21 protein-coding genes and 1 riboswitch are annotated in these 17,574 nt (G+C 43.0%); of the genes, 15 read left to right on the forward strand and 6 right to left on the reverse strand.

Annotated elements, in window-relative coordinates; translation table 11 throughout:
* Positions 1 to 19 precede the first annotated feature (19 nt).
* Positions 20 to 1,351: a sensor histidine kinase gene (locus BK049_RS12250; RefSeq protein ID WP_071168637.1), complete on the reverse strand. Its 1,332-nt coding sequence runs from the start codon at positions 1,349 to 1,351 to the stop codon at positions 20 to 22.
* Complete coding sequence (locus BK049_RS12255; protein ID WP_008356649.1) at positions 1,348 to 2,022, reverse strand: response regulator transcription factor; 675 nt, start codon at positions 2,020 to 2,022, stop codon at positions 1,348 to 1,350. Before BK049_RS12255 ends, BK049_RS12250 begins: the two co-directional genes overlap by 4 nt.
* A gap of 336 nt (positions 2,023 to 2,358) precedes the next feature.
* On the opposite strand from BK049_RS12255, the gene BK049_RS12260 reads away from it, so the two are divergent.
* The gene (locus tag BK049_RS12260; RefSeq protein WP_008356651.1) at positions 2,359 to 3,723 is read left to right on the forward strand and encodes a S1C family serine protease; all 1,365 of its coding nucleotides are present in this window, start codon (positions 2,359 to 2,361) and stop codon (positions 3,721 to 3,723) included.
* Positions 3,724 to 3,967: 244 nt separating this feature from the next.
* Here the strand turns inward: BK049_RS12260 and BK049_RS12265 are convergent, their stop codons facing one another.
* Complete coding sequence (locus BK049_RS12265; protein ID WP_206760378.1) at positions 3,968 to 4,810, reverse strand: oxidoreductase; 843 nt, start codon at positions 4,808 to 4,810, stop codon at positions 3,968 to 3,970.
* A gap of 126 nt (positions 4,811 to 4,936) precedes the next feature.
* On the opposite strand from BK049_RS12265, the gene BK049_RS12270 reads away from it, so the two are divergent.
* The 3 genes from BK049_RS12270 (at position 4,937) to BK049_RS12280 (ending at position 6,683) form a co-directional block, all read left to right on the forward strand.
* Positions 4,937 to 5,383 (forward strand): YusW family protein, encoded by a 447-nt coding sequence (locus BK049_RS12270; RefSeq protein WP_008356655.1) that lies wholly within the window; start codon positions 4,937 to 4,939, stop codon positions 5,381 to 5,383.
* 145 nt (positions 5,384 to 5,528) lie between these two features.
* Positions 5,529 to 6,359, forward strand: coding sequence for an ABC transporter ATP-binding protein (locus BK049_RS12275; protein ID WP_008356658.1), 831 nt, complete (start codon positions 5,529 to 5,531; stop codon positions 6,357 to 6,359).
* 72 nt (positions 6,360 to 6,431) lie between these two features.
* Positions 6,432 to 6,683, forward strand: coding sequence for a YusU family protein (locus BK049_RS12280; protein WP_008356660.1), 252 nt, complete (start codon positions 6,432 to 6,434; stop codon positions 6,681 to 6,683).
* Between the two features lie 34 nt (positions 6,684 to 6,717).
* Here the strand turns inward: BK049_RS12280 and BK049_RS12285 are convergent, their stop codons facing one another.
* From BK049_RS12285 to BK049_RS18955, 3 genes are read right to left on the reverse strand one after another with little or no spacing between them, the layout of a single operon-like run.
* Entirely contained in the window at positions 6,718 to 7,065 is a 348-nt protein-coding gene (locus BK049_RS12285; protein ID WP_008356662.1) for a spore coat protein, read from the reverse strand.
* A 12-nt stretch (positions 7,066 to 7,077) separates the two neighbouring features.
* Entirely contained in the window at positions 7,078 to 7,329 is a 252-nt protein-coding gene (locus BK049_RS12290) for a hypothetical protein (protein WP_232532145.1), read from the reverse strand.
* Positions 7,330 to 7,356: 27 nt separating this feature from the next.
* On the reverse strand, positions 7,357 to 7,494 hold the full coding sequence (locus BK049_RS18955; RefSeq protein WP_008356665.1) for a YuzL family protein: 138 nt from the start codon (positions 7,492 to 7,494) through the stop codon (positions 7,357 to 7,359).
* Positions 7,495 to 7,693: 199 nt separating this feature from the next.
* Between BK049_RS18955 and BK049_RS12295 the strand changes: the two genes are divergently transcribed.
* The 11 genes from BK049_RS12295 (at position 7,694) to BK049_RS12345 (ending at position 17,568) form a co-directional block, all read left to right on the forward strand.
* On the forward strand, positions 7,694 to 10,081 hold the full coding sequence (locus BK049_RS12295; protein WP_071168640.1) for a 3-hydroxyacyl-CoA dehydrogenase/enoyl-CoA hydratase family protein: 2,388 nt from the start codon (positions 7,694 to 7,696) through the stop codon (positions 10,079 to 10,081).
* Between the two features lie 12 nt (positions 10,082 to 10,093).
* On the forward strand, positions 10,094 to 11,269 hold the full coding sequence (locus BK049_RS12300) for an acetyl-CoA C-acetyltransferase (RefSeq protein ID WP_071168641.1): 1,176 nt from the start codon (positions 10,094 to 10,096) through the stop codon (positions 11,267 to 11,269).
* 14 nt (positions 11,270 to 11,283) lie between these two features.
* Positions 11,284 to 13,065: an acyl-CoA dehydrogenase family protein gene (locus BK049_RS12305; protein ID WP_071168642.1), complete on the forward strand. Its 1,782-nt coding sequence runs from the start codon at positions 11,284 to 11,286 to the stop codon at positions 13,063 to 13,065.
* 111 nt (positions 13,066 to 13,176) lie between these two features.
* Positions 13,177 to 13,533 (forward strand): arsenate reductase family protein, encoded by a 357-nt coding sequence (locus BK049_RS12310; RefSeq protein WP_008356673.1) that lies wholly within the window; start codon positions 13,177 to 13,179, stop codon positions 13,531 to 13,533.
* Between the two features lie 66 nt (positions 13,534 to 13,599).
* Entirely contained in the window at positions 13,600 to 13,983 is a 384-nt protein-coding gene (gene gcvH / locus BK049_RS12315; RefSeq protein WP_008356675.1) for a glycine cleavage system protein GcvH, read from the forward strand.
* Between the two features lie 44 nt (positions 13,984 to 14,027).
* Complete coding sequence (locus tag BK049_RS12320) at positions 14,028 to 14,264, forward strand: YusG family protein (RefSeq protein WP_008356677.1); 237 nt, start codon at positions 14,028 to 14,030, stop codon at positions 14,262 to 14,264.
* A gap of 130 nt (positions 14,265 to 14,394) precedes the next feature.
* Positions 14,395 to 14,739 carry a toprim domain-containing protein gene (locus tag BK049_RS12325; RefSeq protein WP_008347035.1) on the forward strand — a complete coding sequence of 115 codons (345 nt, stop codon included), beginning with the start codon at positions 14,395 to 14,397 and terminating at the stop codon, positions 14,737 to 14,739.
* A gap of 11 nt (positions 14,740 to 14,750) precedes the next feature.
* Positions 14,751 to 15,053, forward strand: a complete 303-nt coding sequence (locus BK049_RS12330; RefSeq protein ID WP_008356682.1) for a thioredoxin family protein — start codon at positions 14,751 to 14,753, stop codon at positions 15,051 to 15,053.
* 120 nt (positions 15,054 to 15,173) lie between these two features.
* A complete protein-coding gene (locus tag BK049_RS12335) occupies positions 15,174 to 15,515 on the forward strand; it encodes an SCP2 sterol-binding domain-containing protein (protein WP_008356684.1) in 342 nt (113 codons plus the stop codon).
* 102 nt (positions 15,516 to 15,617) lie between these two features.
* Positions 15,618 to 15,726: riboswitch (SAM riboswitch) on the forward strand.
* A gap of 155 nt (positions 15,727 to 15,881) precedes the next feature.
* Complete coding sequence (locus BK049_RS12340; RefSeq protein WP_008356686.1) at positions 15,882 to 16,907, forward strand: methionine ABC transporter ATP-binding protein; 1,026 nt, start codon at positions 15,882 to 15,884, stop codon at positions 16,905 to 16,907.
* On the forward strand, positions 16,900 to 17,568 hold the full coding sequence (locus BK049_RS12345) for a methionine ABC transporter permease (RefSeq protein ID WP_008356688.1): 669 nt from the start codon (positions 16,900 to 16,902) through the stop codon (positions 17,566 to 17,568). The genes BK049_RS12340 and BK049_RS12345 overlap by 8 nt, the downstream gene beginning before the upstream one ends.
* Positions 17,569 to 17,574 lie beyond the last annotated feature (6 nt).

The raw sequence follows: 17,574 nt of genomic DNA on the forward strand, positions 1-17,574 counted from the left end.
AAAGACTGCGGTCAAAAACCTACAGTCTCTTCTTTGGAACAGTGATCGTATAGCGTACACCTAGATCATCATTTTCAATAGATATGGACGCTTGATGCATTGAAAGAATTCGTTTGACAATGCTTAATCCAATACCAAATTCGCCCTTTTTTCCCTTACTAAAAGGTTCGTATAGGCTGGATAGCATGTGTTCTTCAATTGGAGGGCCGTCATTACGAATGACCATGCGAATGTGATCCTCTTCCTGCTTCATATGAATGTCAATTCTACTTTTTGCGTAGCGAAGTTGATTTTCTAGTACATTTTCAAATAATTTGCTCCATTGTTCTGGATCGCCTTCAAGTGTAGCCTCATCATCTAAGTCCACGTTCCACTGCAATTCATTTTTCGACCAGCGTATGCGGTCGACCACTTCCAGCATTGTATTACTCACAAGGAAGGAAGAATGTGCGGGATTCTGTTTTGATAAATAATCAAGCTTTGTTAAATACAGCAAATCTTTGATCTTCTTCTCAAGTTTTTCCGCTTCACCTTCAATGACTTCCACCGTTTGTTCAAGATCTCCCTTAGGAAAAATCCCATCTTTAATGGACTGCGTATATCCGCGGATGACCATCACAGGTGTTTTTAAGTCATGTGATATATTTTGCAAAAGCGTTCGTTCCGTTTCATCCTTTTGAATGAGCTTTTGTCTCATTTCTTCAATCGTATGACCGAGCTTGCCGATTTCATCTTGCCTGTCAACGACCACAGGATCGTCCCAGTCCTCTTGTGCAATCCGCTTCACGTGCTTTTCAAACGCAACGATCGGACGGGATAAGTAGCGGGCAAGCCAAATAGACGGAATCCAGCTTAGTAAAATGACAGTGCCTAAGATCAATATCAGCTGTTTAAACAGCGTAAAGGACAAGTCGTCTCGATAAGAATCTGGTGCATACGACAACAGAATATATTGTGTATTGCCTGTTGAGACTTTTTTGATCACAAAAAAGATATGCTGGCCATTCACTTCTTCAGAATAGCGTTTCGTTGCGCTTTTTTGTTTTTTCACAAAGGTTTGTACTTTTTCAATAAACGCATGCGGGAAAAACTGCGCCATTTGATCTAATTCATCTGACGGGATCAGAATGTGCTGAACCGAGCGGTTTTCTGGGGTCGACTTTGGTGATCCGTCTCGATTCAAAGGGTATTCTGTTAACACCTGCTGTTCATTTTCGATGTTTTTATAAATTTCATCTGTGAAGAAGCTGCGTAATGTATTTGAAAATAAAATGATCAGGACAATCGAAATGGTCAGCAAAATGCCAGAGATGACGACCCAAATTTGAAAAGCGAGCGGTTTGTTCTTCATCCCTTTAGCATCCTATAGCCAAATCCATAAATGGTCTCGACTTTTAAGTCAGGCATTTTTTTACGCAGCCGTCTGACAAGATCATCCACGACACGATCTGTCCCAAAGTAATCATGTCCCCAGATCTTCACGAGAATATCTTCACGAGAAAAAGCGTGTCCTTGATGATGGGTAAATAAGAGCAGCAAGTCAAATTCCTTAGAAGTTAAGTTAATCAGCTGATCCCCTTCAAACACCTCTCTCACGTCCTCATGAATGGTGTAGGAGGAAACGTGTGTGATGCTTGGCTGCGGGGTCTCACTGTTTTTATACACAAGCTCCAGCAGCTTTTGCACTCGGATGATCAGCTCCCGCGGAAGAAATGGTTTCGCAATATAGTCACTGCTTCCCAGTTCTAAGCCGAGGACACGATCAATATCTGCATCACGTGCAGAAATGAAAATGACTGGTACGTCAGGTGAGGCGGCTTTGATTTCTTTAATGAGTGTGTAGCCGTCTGTATCAGGCAGCATAATATCTAAAATCCATAGATGCGGCGGCTTGTCCATTGCCGCACGTGCCGCTTCTCCGGTTAAAAAAGAGGAGACATTCCAATTTTCACTCTCTAAATACTTGGTTAAAAGTTCATTTAAGTTTTGTTCATCCTCAACTAAATAAATGGTGTACGACAAAGTCTTCCACATCCTCTCAACGTCATTATAACGGGATACAAAGGCGATATGTCAACAATCACACGCTTTTTTCATAATTTCACATATTCTTCTCATCATTATCCCATAATGTTTGATTATGATAAGCTCAAGGGAAAAAAGGGCATAGACAAAAAGCTGATGAATAGGTGTTTTCCACCAATGTGCGCACCTTGCTTTTTTTCTATGAATAAGTATTATATAATTTGGTATATTGCCATAAAGTATTTTCAATGATTTTGCCATTAAGAGGACATCGGTCCTATCTACACATATGAATGAAGCATTTCATGAAAATGATGCAAAGGAGTGCAAGCGATGGATTTCCGAAGAGAAGATGAAGAAAAAAAGATCAATCATCAAGAAGAAACACATCAAGAGAACGAGAAAGAAATAGAAGAACCAAAAAAAGAACTCGTTTTTCACCACCATGAAAATGAAGCATCCGCCTCTCAGGAGAGTGTGACAAACAGGTCACCTCAAATTGTGGATGATCGTGCTTCTAAAAAGGAGAAAAAACGGAAGGCTGCATGGCTGAGTCCGATTCTTGGAGGGATTATTGGCGGAGGTCTTGTGCTTGGAATTACACCGCTTTTACCGCAGGCACAGGACACAGCTGCCAACACGCAAACCCAAACAGCGTCAAGTGAATCGGTTACCTCTGATAATTTCTCATCAAAACAAATCACCAATGCGACGAATGTAGCCGATATGGTAGAGGATTTAGAGCCGACCATTGTAGGGGTCTCAAACTATCAATCTACACAAAACTCTTTCGGTCTTAGCGGAGAATCAACAGAAGCGGAAGCTGGAACTGGTTCCGGTGTGATCTTTAAAAAGGATGGAAAAAAAGCATACATTATTACCAATAACCACGTGGTTGAAGGTGCCAATAAATTAAAGGTCACGCTTTATGATGGAAAAACAAAAGATGCTAAGCTTGTCGGCAATGATGTGATGACAGATTTGGCTGTTCTCGAAATCAACGCTGACGGCATTGATAAAGTCGCAAGCTTTGGTGATTCGTCTAAGCTTCGTGCCGGAGACAAAGTGATCGCTATCGGGAACCCGCTTGGTGCGCAGTTCTCAGGTACTGTGACAGAAGGAATTATTAGTGGTGTCGATCGTACCGTTGAAGCGACTACGTCATCTGGTACTGTTGAGATGAATGTGCTTCAAACAGATGCTGCCATTAACCCAGGAAACAGTGGAGGTCCACTGATCAATACGGACGGTCAAGTCATTGGGATCAACAGCTTGAAAATTAGCGAAAGCGGTGTAGAATCACTTGGATTCGCCATCCCAAGTAACGATGTGAAACCGATTGTCGATCAGCTATTGAAAAATGGAAAAATCGAACGCCCTTACCTTGGTGTTCAAATGATTGACCTAGAGCAAGTGCCTGAAACGTATCAGGAAAATACGCTCGGATTATTTGATAAACAAATCGGTAAAGGCATTTACGTAAAAGATGTATCGAAAGGATCACCTGCACAAAAGGCAGGTTTGAAGTCTGGAGATGTCATCATCAAGTTCAAAGGGAAAGATGTGGAGAACAGCTCACAGCTAAAAGAAATCCTTTATAAAGAAACAAAAATCGGTGATAAAACAACAATGACGGTCATCCGTGAAGGAAAGAACAAAAACCTTGATATTACCCTTGGGCAGTCTGATAACGAATAAATGAAAACAGGTGGATAAAAGATCCACCTGTCAGCGTGTAGACAAACCATCGCATTCGCCCGCAGTCCTGCGTGCCGGTGCTCACGAATGTCAAATTCGCTCCGCACCGGTACTCGTCCTTTCTAGACTGCAAAGGTTTTCAGGTCACGCTGAAAAGAAGACAAAGGACTAAAATCAAGGTCATTTTAGCCCTTTGTCAATGATCTGTAACAGGTGGATAAAAGATCCACCTGTTTTTTTGCGCTTATTTTTTGGATGAAAGTGTCCGTAAAATGATCGTTTCCCATACATTCCAAGGCAGGAGCTGCTTTGCTAGGAATGAAAGCCGTACACCTTTCCCCACAAGGTATCTCAGCTTCTTTAGACGCTTCTTCTCTGCAAGTGAGACCACAAGCTCCGCAACTTCGCTAGGATCTCCATAGTTGTTTTTTTGCGCTTCAATATAGGACATCATCTTTTGATAAATAGCTGTGTATTTAGAATCTTCTGCGGGCTGCGTCATTTGCTCATTCATAGAGGTGTTCCAAATATTTGTTTGGAAAGAACCCGGCTCAATCAAAGCGGCCTGAATGCCAAACGAAGCCAGTTCAATTCGCAAGCTCTCTGTATAGCCCTCTAGTGCAAATTTGGACGATACATATGGAGAGAGCGCAGGCATACCCATTAACCCGCTGATACTGCTCATATTCAATATCTTTGCACCGGTTGTCATAAACGGAAGGACCGCCTGTGTCATTTCCATCACCCCAAAGACATTCACTTCGAATTGCTGGCGGTACTTGTCAACAGGCACTTCTTCAGCAAAACCAGCATAGGCTGTTCCCGCATTGTTCACAAGCAGGTGAATGGGTGCATCAGTATCGAGCCTTTTCTGAAATGCTTGAATGGACTGTGTATCCGTCACATCTAATGCTTCAATATGTATCAATTCGGATAAAGCGGCTTTCTTTACTTCTTCCGCAAGCTTTTTCGCATTGGCCTCTTGTCTCACACCAGCAATTACGGTATAGCCTTGCTGAGCGAGGCGCAGCGTGATGAGCTTGCCAAAGCCGCTATTGGCACCAGTCACAATGGCTGTTTTTTTCATCATCCGTTTCTCCTTTTGACGTATATTTTTTGTTTTCATTTACCATAACACAGTGTTTAGGTGAATAACGAAAAGAAGCTTAGAGCAGAATAAAAACCGATGAAGCGAAATAGGAGGAAACACATGATGTGCTGGAAGAAGGCGGGACTGCTAGGAGTGCTGCTCTTTATGCTGTCTGGCTGTCAATCAATCGAACCAATGCAACATACAAGTGAAGCAGAAGCAGAAAGTCTGTCAGCTGTTCAAATGAAGGAGCTGCCATTTCATCATCTGCATCTACATGTTCAATATGGGCAGAAAAATGAATTATACGAAGCTACCTATCGTCAGGTGGGCGGAAAAGAAGAAGCACTGATTCGAGATCATATGAATGGTGTCCGCTATGAAGGGGAGGAAGCATTGCGCGAGATGAAGATGAAGTTAAATGATATGTCTATACCTAGTGCAAAGCTAAATGAAACGTATGTAAATGAACTATTAGCTGCCTTTAATTTAGATGACGATTATCAGCGGATTCAGGTCGATATGAAGCTCGAAGATGGGACAAATCGTACATTCGAAAAGAAAAAGTAAACGAGACTTTCTCATTTTTTAATTGAAAATGATTTTCAAAATCACTCAAATCTGATACACTAAATTGAGATAAGTGATCTTTGACGTCTACATAGACGATATTCAATATAAAAAATTTGGATGAGAAAAGGAGCGTTTGAGCGGAATGAGTGCCATTTCTACTGAAGGTTTAAGCTTAGGCTACGGAGAAACAATGATCATAGATGAACTAAATGTATCAATCCCTAAGGGTGAAATCACAGTATTTATTGGCAGCAATGGATGCGGTAAATCCACGCTACTTCGCTCATTGGCCCGTCTCATGAAGCCAATGGGTGGATCTGTCCTGCTTGAAGGTCATTCCATTGCCAAATTACCAACAAAGGAAGTGGCGAAACAGCTTGCCATTCTTCCGCAAGGACCAGAAGCGCCGGAAGGATTAACTGTCCACCAGCTAGTTAAGCAAGGGCGATACCCTTATCAAAATTGGCTGAAGCAATGGTCAAAGCAAGACGAAGAAGCGGTAAATCGCGCACTGAAGTCAACGAAGATGGAAGACCTAGCTGATCGAACGGTCGATTCATTATCAGGTGGACAAAGGCAGCGTGCATGGATTGCGATGACATTGGCGCAGGAGACGGATATTATCCTATTAGATGAGCCAACAACGTATTTAGACATGACGCACCAAATTGAAATCCTTGATCTTCTGTTTGATTTAAATGAAAAAGAGCAGCGCACGATTGTCATGGTTCTGCATGACCTCAATCTCGCTTGCAGATATGCGCATCATCTTGTTGCCATTAAAGACAAGTCGATTTATGCAGAAGGAAGACCGGAAACCGTCATTAACTGTGATCTCGTGAAAAATGTCTTTGATATGAACTGCCAAGTGACAACAGATCCTTTATTCGGAACACCATTATGTATTCCGCATGGCAGAGGACGCTGTATTGTGCAGGAGGCACAAGCAGAGACATTTCTTGCTGCAAGATAATCGTATGTGAAAAGCCTGACATCTGTTACGCGCAGAGTCAGGTTTTTTTCTGAAAAAGGGAGCGGAAGATCAATGGGAAATGAATTAGATGAAAAGCTAGAGGGCTTGCTTGATAAATATACAGAGCTGCTGCTTGGTGAAACGAATGAGGAACTGAAAAGAGATGTCACGCAGTGGGTGATCTACTCTCATATTGCCAAAAGCATGCCGCCTCTAGCGAAGCATTTTAATGAAACGTATCCAGAGGCAAAGGAAGACATCAAAGAAACGATTCAGCGGATCAAACAATTAAATGAAGCTCATCGAGCCAATAAAGACCGTTAAAAAAACTGCCAGCATCATCACTGGCAGTTTTTCTTTATGACATGTTTGATGGTCCATATGGAGACTGATCTGTCAGTGTTTGCTGGAACTTTTGATGTGCTTGCTGGAGCTTTTGCTGCTCAGCCGCTTCGACAGAATACCAGCCATATTTGAACATGACATCATATAAATGTCTTTGCGTTTTTTGTGTTTCCAGCGCAATTTGCTGAATATCTTGGTAAAGAGATTCATGGCTTAATTCATTCAGCGCTGTGTTATATCCGCTTGTCATATATTTTTCAGTCGACAAGAGATCTGTGATAAAATCACGATCGTTCATGTTTGTGGTTGTTGGAACCGGCGTTTGTGGATTCCCGATTTTTTGTTGGTTTTGCTGATCCATGTCTGTTACCTCCTATTGCATAAAGCCAGAAGACTGGCCTTGCCCTGAGCTGCCTAAATGCTGAAGAATTTGGGTGTAATGCTGATGGTGCATTTGACCAACTTGATTGAGTTCTTGTTTCAATGCTTGATCCTGGCAATGCTCGGCCATAAAGTGGGCTTTTTTCATGGCGATCAAATTCCAGTTCAGCATATCCTCTAAGTACAAGGAATCCTTCACTGAAATGACTTGCGGGGGCATATTCATTTGCTGATTGTTCAAGATGTGTTTCCTCCTTACGATTTTGGTTCCTTAATGTTTCTTTTTATATTGCTGATTTTGACTGGTCTTTTTCCCGCCAAGGTCTGCTTCTTGTGATGGACCTGCGTTTCCTTTTACACTTGCAGCACTTACGCCAGCTTTTGATGGATTTTTCTTCAAACGAGACATATGGACATCACCTCCATTCTTACATTTCCCTCTCATCTTTAATTCATACGCTGTAAAGAAAGACGCATGAGAATGTGTAAATTTTTGAAATCTGCTATTGAACTGTTTCGGAAAATCTTTTAAGATAAAGAAAGAGGCATTGCTTTTTTTTGGACAAAAAATGAATGACTGTTCATTCAAAATGTTTAGGGGGATATTTATGGGCAAACATATTCGCAAGGCGGCTGTCATTGGTTCAGGTGTCATGGGCTCAGGCATTGCTGCGCATCTAGCCAATATTGGGATACCGGTAACATTGCTAGATATTGTGCCAAATGAACTGACAAAGGAAGAAACGGCAAAAAAGCTAACGCTTGATCACCCTAGTGTTCGGAATCGATTAAGTCAAGAAGCGATGAAAAAGTTGTTAAAGCAAAAGCCAGCACCTCTTACGTCAGCGAAAAACCTATCATACATCACACCCGGAAATCTCACAGATCACCTTTCCTTATTACACGATGCTGACTGGATCATTGAAGTCGTCACTGAAAAGCTCAGCATCAAACAACACGTATTCTCTCTCATTGACGAACACCGCAAAGAAGGCAGCATCGTATCCAGCAATACATCCGGTATTTCTGTTGAAAAAATGGCAGAAGGCCGATCAGCTGATTTTAAACGCCACTTTTTAGGCACTCACTTTTTTAACCCAGCTCGTTATTTAAAGCTTTTAGAAGTGATTCCTATTCAAGAAACTGATCTAGAAGTACTTTCATATATGAAAACATTTGGTGAAGATGTACTTGGCAAGGGCGTTGTTGAAGCGAAAGATACGCCGAACTTTATTGCCAACCGTATTGGCACTTATGGACTCCTTGTCACAGTGCGTGAAATGCTTGAGAACAAATACACGATCGGAGAAGTCGATTCTGTCACAGGTCCACTCATTGGCAGACCGAAAAGTGCGACCTTCCGTACACTGGATGTGGTCGGACTCGACACGTTTTCTCATGTGGCCCGCAACGTATATGAACAGGTGGAAGGAAAGGAGAAGGATATTTTCCAGCTGCCTGAGTTTATGGAAAGAATGCTTGAAAAAGGGTGGATTGGCAGTAAAGCAGGGCAAGGGTTCTATCAAAAAAACGGGAAGAGCATTTTAGAGCTTGATCCTGTGACACTCACATACGGAGAACGGACAAAGCTGAAGGACCCGGGCATTGACATTGCTAAGCAGCAAAAGGGGACAAAAGCGAAATTGAAAGCGCTTATTTATCAAGACGGCCGCGCTGGGCAATTGCTCTGGAATATGACAGCACCAGTGCTTCTTTATTCAGCTCATCTAAAAGGCGACATTGCAGATGATATCGAGTCCATTGATAACGCCATGAAATGGGGATTTGGCTGGCAGCATGGCCCATTCGAGCTATGGGATGCGATTGGTGTGAAAAAAGCCGTCAGCCGAATGGAGGCAGAAGGGCACAGCATCCCGGTGTGGGTGCAAGAAATGCTGTCAGAGGGACATGACACATTCTATCAAGAGAATGCCGAAGGAGACCGTGCTTTTTATCAGAATGGCACTTATAAACAGGAAAAAAGAAACGAGAAGAATATTTCTCTAGCCAGATTGAAAAAGAAACAAGGGGTCATTTTCAACAATTCAGGTGCAAGCTTAATCGATATTGGTGATGATGTTGCCTTGCTTGAATTCCACTCGAAAAGCAATGCGATTGGTCTTGATGTCATTGATATGATCAACCGTGCTGTAGATGAAACGGAAAAGAATTATAAAGGTCTTGTCATTGGGAACCAGGGGAAGAACTTCTGTGTTGGCGCAAACCTTGCTTTAATTTTAATGGAAGCACAGGACGACAATTTCTTTGAAATTGACTTTGTCATTCGCAGGTTCCAGCAGGCAATGATGAAGGTGAAATATAGTGACCGTCCAGTTGTTGCTGCACCGTTTGGTATGACGCTCGGCGGGGGGACGGAGCTTTGTCTTCCGGCAGCCGCTATCCAAGCATCCAGTGAAACGTACATGGGGCTTGTGGAAGCAGGGGTTGGGCTGATTCCGGGCGGCGGTGGAAACAAAGAATTATATTTACGTCACCTACAAGGAGCGGCTAAGCCGTCTGCAACTGCGATACAAGATGCTGCGCTGCAAACCTTTGAAACGATTGCGATGGCGAAAGTATCGACTTCAGCAGAGGAAGCCCGTGATATGAAGATGCTCCGCATGAATGATCGGATCAGCATGAATGGTGATCATTTAATCTATGATGCGAAACAATTCGTTCTCTCTCTTGATGAAGCGGGTTATCGTGCACCGCTCAAACAAAAAGTGCCCGTCATGGGAGAAACAGGCTATGCAGCAATGGTGCTAGCTGCTGAAAATATGAGATTGTCTGGCTACATTTCAGACCATGACATGACCATTGCGAAAAAACTAGCTCATGTCATTTCCGGCGGTAAATTGCCATTTGGTACAGAGGTGGAGGAACAATACTTATTAGAGCTTGAAAGAGAAGCCTTTTTAAGTCTTGTGGGAGAAGTGAAATCACAGGCACGCATGCAGCACATGCTCGTCAAAGGCAAACCTTTACGTAACTAGGGGGGAATCAAAATGAGAGAAGCAGTGATTGTGGCTGGCGCAAGAACACCAGTTGGAAAGGCTAAAAAAGGTTCATTAAAACATGTACGGCCTGATGATATGGGCGCATTGTGTGTAAAAGAAACGCTAAAGCGTGCCGGTGAATACGACGGTCAGATTGATGATTTGATTATCGGATGTGCGACACCAGAAGCAGAGCAAGGGCTGAATGTCGCCCGGAATATTGGGGCGTTAGCAGGTTTGCCGTATACAGTACCTGCCATCACCATTAACCGCTATTGCTCTTCTGGTCTACAGTCAATCGCCTACGCAGGTGAACGAATTATGCTCGGGCAGGCAGAAACCATTTTAGCCGGAGGCGTCGAATCGATGTCGCAAGTCCCAATGATGGGTCACTCCATTCGTCCAAATGCTCTCTTGGCAGAGCAAGCGCCTGAATACTATATGAGCATGGGACACACAGCCGAGCAAGTGGCGCAAAAGTATCAGGTCACACGGCAAGATCAGGATGCGTTTGCGGTAAGAAGCCATCAAAAGGCAGCACAGGCATTGCAGGACGGGAAATTTTCAGATGAAATTGTCCCTGTTGAGGTGACAGAAAGACGGGTAGGAGAGCAGTACCAATTAGAAGAACATCCATTTACGTTCTCACAGGATGAAGGTGTGAGAGCTGGCACAACAGAGGAGATTCTCTCAACCTTACGACCTGCTTTCTCAACAAAAGGCACAGTGACCGCAGGAAACTCTTCGCAGACGAGTGACGGTGCGGCATGTGTGATGATGATGGATCGCGCGAAAGCATCCTCTCTTTCACTTCAGCCGCTCGCCAAGTTCAGGGCGTTTGCGGTTGGCGGTGTACCACCTGAAGTCATGGGAATTGGCCCGGTTGAAGCCATTCCGCGTGCGCTGAAAATGGCTGGTCTAGAGCTGAAGGACATTGGGCTGTTTGAACTAAACGAAGCATTTGCCTCTCAGGCGATTCAAGTCATTCGTCATTTAGGGATTGATGAAGAGAAGGTCAATGTCAACGGCGGAGCGATTGCATTAGGACATCCGTTAGGCTGTACAGGAACGAAACTAACGCTGTCGCTCATTCATGAAATGAAACGACGAAACGAGCAGTTTGGTATTGTGACGATGTGTATCGGCGGGGGCATGGGAGCAGCAGGCATTTTTGAATTGATCTAAAGGGGGAAAACAGAATGAAAGCAATAGAAGAGGTAAAAAAGGGTGGCAGTTTCTTAATTGATGAGACGAATTATGAGCATATCTTTACACCAGAGGATTTCTCTGATGAGCATCAAATGATTGGGAAAACAACAGAGGATTACATTTTACAAGATGTGGTCCCGCACATCGATCAAATTGAAAATCATGAGTTCGAGCATTCTGTTCGCCTCTTAAAAAAGGCTGGAGAGCTTGGATTGCTTGGAGCAGACGTTCCTGAAGAATTCGGAGGTCTTGGTTTAGATAAAATCAGCTCAGCTATCATTACTGAAAAATTCGCCAGAGCAGGCAGCTTCTCTCTTTCCTACGGCGCCCATGTCGGGATCGGTTCTCTGCCGATCGTGCTGTTCGGAAATCAAGCGCAAAAGGAAAAGTATCTGCCAGGACTCGCCTCTGGAGAAACAATTGCGGCGTATGCCTTGACAGAGCCGGGATCAGGGTCTGACGCTTTAGGCGCGAAAACAACGGCAGTCCTGAATGAAGCTGGAACACATTATGTCCTCAATGGAGAAAAACAATGGATCACAAACTCCGCATTTGCCGATGTCTTTGTTGTGTATGCGAAGATTGATGGGGAACACTTCTCTGCTTTCATCGTAGAAAAGAATTTTCCAGGTGTCAAAACAGGACCTGAAGAGAAAAAGATGGGCATTAAAGGATCATCGACAAGAACGTTAATTTTAGAAGATGCCGAAGTGCCAAAGGAGAATTTGCTTGGTGAAGCAGGCAGAGGTCATGTCATTGCCTTTAACATTTTGAACATTGGACGCTATAAGCTGGCTGTTGGCACAATTGGTGCGTCAAAACGGGTCATTCAATTATCAGCAGAATATGCCAATCAGCGAAAGCAGTTTAAAACACCGATTTCTCAATTTAGCTTAATCGGCGAAAAAGCAGCCAACATGTCGGCAAAGCTTTATGCCATGGAAAGTGCTGTATACCGCACAGTCGGCTTATTTGAACAGCGGATGGGTCTATTAAGTGACGAGGAGCAAAAGGACGGGAAACAAATTGCGCAATCCATTGCAGAATATGCAATTGAATGCTCTCTTTGTAAAGTGCTTGGCTCTGAAACTTTAGATTACATTGTGGATGAAGGGGTGCAAATTCACGGCGGATATGGTTTCATGCAAGAATACGAAGTCGAAAGAGCCTATCGTGACTCAAGAATTAACCGTATTTTTGAAGGAACGAACGAAATTAACCGTTTGCTTGTGCCGGGTACGTTCTTGAAGAAAGCCATGAAAGGGGAGCTTCCACTTCTTCAAAAAGCCCAAACCCTGCAAGAAGAGCTCATGATGATGATGCCGCAGGAGCCGGGTGATCAGCCGCTCGATCAAGAAAAATATTTACTCGCCCATGCGAAAAAAATCGCCTTGATGGTGGCAGGCATGGCCGCAATGAAATATGGGAAAGCACTAGAAAAAGAGCAGGAAATCCTTGTGAACATAGCAGACATTGTCAATGAACTGTTTGCTGCTGAGTCCGCGGTCTTGCGGACAGAAAAGGCTATCGCTGCAACAGGCGCAGAAAAGAATGCACAAAAGCTTGCCTATACACAAATTTTCACGCAGGAAGCCTTTTTAAAGATTGAAGCTCATGCGAAAGAATCGTTGATTGCAATGGAAGAAGGAGATTCACTTCGTATGAATCTGTCAGCCCTTCGCAAACTGACAAGATTCACGCCGATCAATGTCATTGCGAAAAAGCGTGAGGTGGCGAAACGAATCTTTGAAGCAGAGAAATATATCGTTTAAAAACGGTTCGAAAGGTGCGGAGTAGGCTTCGCACCTTTTTGTAAGCATACATTTAGGTTTTTAACATGTTTTGTGATAAAATGTTGTCACTATTTGCAGGAGGTGAAAATGGTGGCTTTAGATTTTTATGAATACCCATCTTGCGGTACATGCAGAAAAGCAAAGAAATGGCTGGAAGAACACAATAAAGACATCAACAGCATACATATCGTCGAAGAGACGCCTGATAAAGAAACATTAAAAGCCCTTTACGAAAAAAGCGGTTTAGAGCTGAAGAAATTCTTTAATACAAGCGGACAGAAATATCGAGAGCTGCAGCTGAAAGATAAACTTCCTGCAATGTCAGAGGATGAGCAGCTAGAATTACTTGCATCCAACGGAATGCTGATCAAGCGTCCAATTACAACAGATGGCAAACGAGTGACAGTTGGATTTAATGAAGATACATTTAAAAGCGTCTGGAAATGATGTAACTTTCATTCAGATTGTGGTATCTTCAATATAGACGGAAAGAAAAGACTGGAGGGGTATTGAATGAGCACACCAAAGGATTTACGTTATTCAGAAGAACATGAATGGGTGAAAGTAGAAGGAGATAAGGTGCGTATCGGTATTACGCATTTTGCTCAATCAGAGCTAGGCGATATCGTGTTCGTTGAGCTTCCTGAAGTAGGAGACAAAATCACAGCGGACGAGCCTTTCGGAAGCGTAGAATCAGTCAAAACAGTTTCTGAACTATATGCACCGATCAACGGCACAATCGTTGAAGTGAACGATGAGCTTGATGACAGCCCAGAGTTCGTAAATGACTCTCCATACGAAAAAGCTTGGATGATCGTTGTAGAACCAGCGGATGCATCTGAAATCGAGAACTTAATGACAGCTGAGCAATATGAAGAAATGATCAAAGAAGACTAATTCATGCGAAATTGGACACTCTACCTTTATGGGGGGTGTCCAATTTGTCTTTTCAAAAAGAACAGGTGGATATTACAGAACATGTCACTGGACGATTTAAAGAAAGCGGCATGGTGCTTTTTCATCAAAATGAAGAGATTGGCACGATGATTAGTGAAAATCAATATGAATTAAAATCGGGTTACTCCTATGATCAAAATCGTTTTTATCGTTTGTCAGATACATTGACACATGGAACTGAAAAATATGTAGACTGTGACGATGAAAATGGCTGGTGCTAATCACAAAAAGGCTGCAGTGAGTGAGTGCTGCAGTCTTTTTGTTGCCCAAGTACCCAATCTTTACAACCTGAATGAAAGATTGTAATCTAAGGAAGAAGTGAATCAACGTCAAAAGGGCCGGGTGATCGTGATGAATGTCGAGATAGAAAAGGTCATCATTGTAGAAGGTAAATCAGATAAACAGAAGCTAAAAGAAGTCATAAGTGAACCTGTTACCATCATTTGCACCAATGGCACGATCAGTACATCGAAGCTGGATCAGCTTGTGGACGATTTATTCGGGAAAGACGTTTACATATTAGCAGACAGTGACGATGCTGGCGACAAACTGCGGAAGCAATTTCGAAAAGAATTTCCTGAAGCCCTTCATCTGTTTGTCGACAGAACGTACCGCGAAGTGGCCGCTTCACCGTCAGCCCACATTGCATCTATTCTATTAGCTGCAAACATTGATGTTCATTCGAAATATTTATGAGGGTGACGTATATGAAAGAGATTGAAGAGCATGAATTCAAGGAGATAGAGGACGATTTATTTCTTTTATACTTATATACACCGTTTTGCGGAACATGCCAGCTGGCAAAGAAGATGCTGGCAGTGGTCGAGGCCATGCAGCCGGATGTTCCCTTTTACGAGAACAATTTAAACTATTCACCAGGTTTTGCGAAAGCATTTGAGATCGAGAGTGTTCCGTGCTTTCTCCTGTTTAAAAAGGGTGAGATCGTACAAAAAGGCTATGCCTTTCACTCAGTTCCATATCTTCACGAAGTGATTGAAACCGCTAAATAAAGCGTTTTTTTGTCATATTTCAAGCAATTCATTTGAAAATTTGTCGAGTTATTTATAAAGGACAAGCTGAGGTTTGTAGAGAAATGTTATGTATAACCAAATGACAGGGAGGTTATACATGTGGAAAATGTGAAAGCCCATGGAAACGTAGGGCAGCGATTGCTTTTAAAGCCGCTGCTTTCATCATCATCCTTGAAGATTACATTTGAGGCGGAAACTGATTCTTGTACTTTGATTGTGGATGAGCGTGGTGAAGTGAAGAAACTGCCTGCAATTGAGTTATCAGATCTCATCTTTTATGGTGAGAGGAAAGAAATTCTTCAATTATTAGATGGAGACATGTCCTTGCAGCAGCTTATCAGCAGGGGACAAGTGAAGGTGAAAGGCTCGTTTCGTGCGCTTCTGAGATTAGAAGCAGTCCTTTGGCTGACGAACGGTTTTTTTCGAAAAATGATAACTTAGTCGTTTACTTGGAAATTAGTGATTTACAGCGTTGACATATCTCAAATAGCATGATATTCTACGTTAGTAAAAACATGAACATCACATAAAACAACATATTTTCTCTTATTAAGAGAGGTGGAGGGACGTGCCCTATGAAACCCGGCAACCGTCAGCATAGCTGAAATTGGTGCCAATTCACTCAAAGCCGCAACGCTTTGAAAGATGAGAGAAAGGCGTATTTGAAATAAAAGGCCTTTCTGCTTGCGTTGCAGTTAGGTCTTTTTTACTGACCTGGCGTCTGGCTAGAGTCACGACAGCACGAAGAATAAATGAACGTATGTGATGGCAACCTATAGATTCAGCAAGAAAGCAGGTGAACAGACTGTGATCCATTTACAGAATGTATCAAAAACGTATCATTCAAAAAGCGGAAATGTTGATGCTGTAAAAGACGTCAACTTGGATATCGATAAAGGTGAAATATTCGGAATTATCGGGTATAGCGGCGCAGGGAAAAGCTCCCTTATTCGCCTATTAAACGGTCTGGAGCAGCCAACAGAAGGAATCGTTGAAGTGGCAGGCAACCGGATTAATGAAGTATCGAATGCGAAACTTCGGAAAGCAAGACAAGAAATCAGCATGATTTTCCAGCACTTTAACTTGCTCTGGTCAAGAACAGTGAGACAAAATATTATGTTCCCACTCGAGATCGCAGGTGTACCTGCATCAAAACGGAGAGCTCGTGCAGACGAACTCATTAAATTGGTCGGTTTAGAAGGAAAAGAACATGCATATCCGTCTCAGCTAAGCGGCGGGCAAAAGCAGCGTGTAGGGATTGCGAGAGCATTAGCGAACGATCCAAAAGTTTTACTATGTGATGAAGCCACTTCTGCGCTTGATCCGCAAACAACGGATTCCATCCTTGAGCTTTTAGCCGATATTAATAAACGACTGGGACTCACCATTGTGCTAATCACACACGAAATGCACGTCATTCGCAAAATTTGTCACCGTGTGGCGGTGATGGAGAATGGCCGTATTGTCGAAGAAGGCGAAGTATTACGTGTCTTCAGACAGCCGAAAGAAGAAATGACGAAGCGATTTGTGAAACAGCTTGCTGAACCAGAAGAAGCGAAAGAAACGATTGAGCACGTCCTAGAGCGAGTAAAAGAAGGTCAGGTCGTCCGGTTGTCCTTTATCGGAGATTCTGCCGAACAGCCGCTGATCACGGAAATCATTCGATCCTTCAAGGTCGATGTGAACATCCTGCAAGGAAAGATTTCTCAAACGCAGGAAGGCGCGTTTGGAACACTCTTTATCCATATTCATGGAGACGAGAACGAAGTTGAAAAAGCCATCGCCTATATCCAAAGCAAACAGGTTGAAATCGAGGTGATGACACATGTTTGAGAAATGGTTTCCGAACGTTGACCTAAATGTCATCTGGAGTGCAACAGGTGAAACGGTATATATGACATTCATTGCACTAGCGTTTGCTTTTGTGATCGGGATCATCCTTGGACTATTGCTTTTTCTCACAAGTAAAGGCGGTCTTTGGGAAAATAAACCGATCAATGCTGTCATCGGCGCAGTCGTCAACATTTTCAGATCGATTCCTTTTATCATTTTAATCATTCTATTATTAGGGTTTACCAAACTTATTATGGGCACGATTTTAGGCCCAAATGCAGCGTTACCAGCCCTTGTCATTGGATCAGCTCCTTTCTACGCACGTCTTGTTGAAATTGCACTGCGTGAAGTAGACAAAGGAGTCATTGAAGCAGCACGATCTATGGGAGCGAAAACGTCTACCATTATTTTCAAAGTGTTGCTGCCAGAATCACTGCCAGCCCTTATTTCAGGCATTACCGTAACAGCGATTGCTCTGATTGGCTCTACTGCGATTGCAGGTGCAATTGGAGCAGGCGGACTTGGTGACCTTGCCTATGTAGAAGGATACCAATCTGGTAATACAGATGTCACACTTGTAGCCACTGTGTTTATTCTGATCATCGTCTTTATTATTCAAATAATCGGTGATTTGATTACAAATAAAATTGATAAACGTTAAGGGAGG

It is taken from the genome of Bacillus xiamenensis (genome assembly GCF_001857925.1).
Classification (GTDB): Bacteria; Bacillota; Bacilli; order Bacillales; family Bacillaceae; genus Bacillus; species Bacillus xiamenensis.

Excerpts from the sequence above, each read along its gene's own strand:
- BK049_RS12250 (WP_071168637.1), bottom strand. The coding sequence starts at position 1,351 with ATGAAGAACAAACCGCTCGCTTTTCAAATTTGGGTCGTCATCTCTGGC.
- BK049_RS12260 (WP_008356651.1), top strand. The coding sequence starts at position 2,359 with ATGGATTTCCGAAGAGAAGATGAAGAAAAAAAGATCAATCATCAAGAA.
- BK049_RS12265 (WP_206760378.1), bottom strand. The coding sequence starts at position 4,810 with ATGAAAAAAACAGCCATTGTGACTGGTGCCAATAGCGGCTTTGGCAAG.
- BK049_RS12270 (WP_008356655.1), top strand. The coding sequence starts at position 4,937 with ATGTGCTGGAAGAAGGCGGGACTGCTAGGAGTGCTGCTCTTTATGCTG.
- BK049_RS12275 (WP_008356658.1), top strand. The coding sequence starts at position 5,529 with ATGAGTGCCATTTCTACTGAAGGTTTAAGCTTAGGCTACGGAGAAACA.
- BK049_RS12280 (WP_008356660.1), top strand. The coding sequence starts at position 6,432 with ATGGGAAATGAATTAGATGAAAAGCTAGAGGGCTTGCTTGATAAATAT.
- BK049_RS12285 (WP_008356662.1), bottom strand. The coding sequence starts at position 7,065 with ATGGATCAGCAAAACCAACAAAAAATCGGGAATCCACAAACGCCGGTT.
- BK049_RS18955 (WP_008356665.1), bottom strand. The coding sequence starts at position 7,494 with ATGTCTCGTTTGAAGAAAAATCCATCAAAAGCTGGCGTAAGTGCTGCA.
- BK049_RS12295 (WP_071168640.1), top strand. The coding sequence starts at position 7,694 with ATGGGCAAACATATTCGCAAGGCGGCTGTCATTGGTTCAGGTGTCATG.
- BK049_RS12300 (WP_071168641.1), top strand. The coding sequence starts at position 10,094 with ATGAGAGAAGCAGTGATTGTGGCTGGCGCAAGAACACCAGTTGGAAAG.
- BK049_RS12305 (WP_071168642.1), top strand. The coding sequence starts at position 11,284 with ATGAAAGCAATAGAAGAGGTAAAAAAGGGTGGCAGTTTCTTAATTGAT.
- gcvH (WP_008356675.1), top strand. The coding sequence starts at position 13,600 with ATGAGCACACCAAAGGATTTACGTTATTCAGAAGAACATGAATGGGTG.
- BK049_RS12325 (WP_008347035.1), top strand. The coding sequence starts at position 14,395 with ATGAATGTCGAGATAGAAAAGGTCATCATTGTAGAAGGTAAATCAGAT.
- BK049_RS12330 (WP_008356682.1), top strand. The coding sequence starts at position 14,751 with ATGAAAGAGATTGAAGAGCATGAATTCAAGGAGATAGAGGACGATTTA.
- BK049_RS12345 (WP_008356688.1), top strand. The coding sequence starts at position 16,900 with ATGTTTGAGAAATGGTTTCCGAACGTTGACCTAAATGTCATCTGGAGT.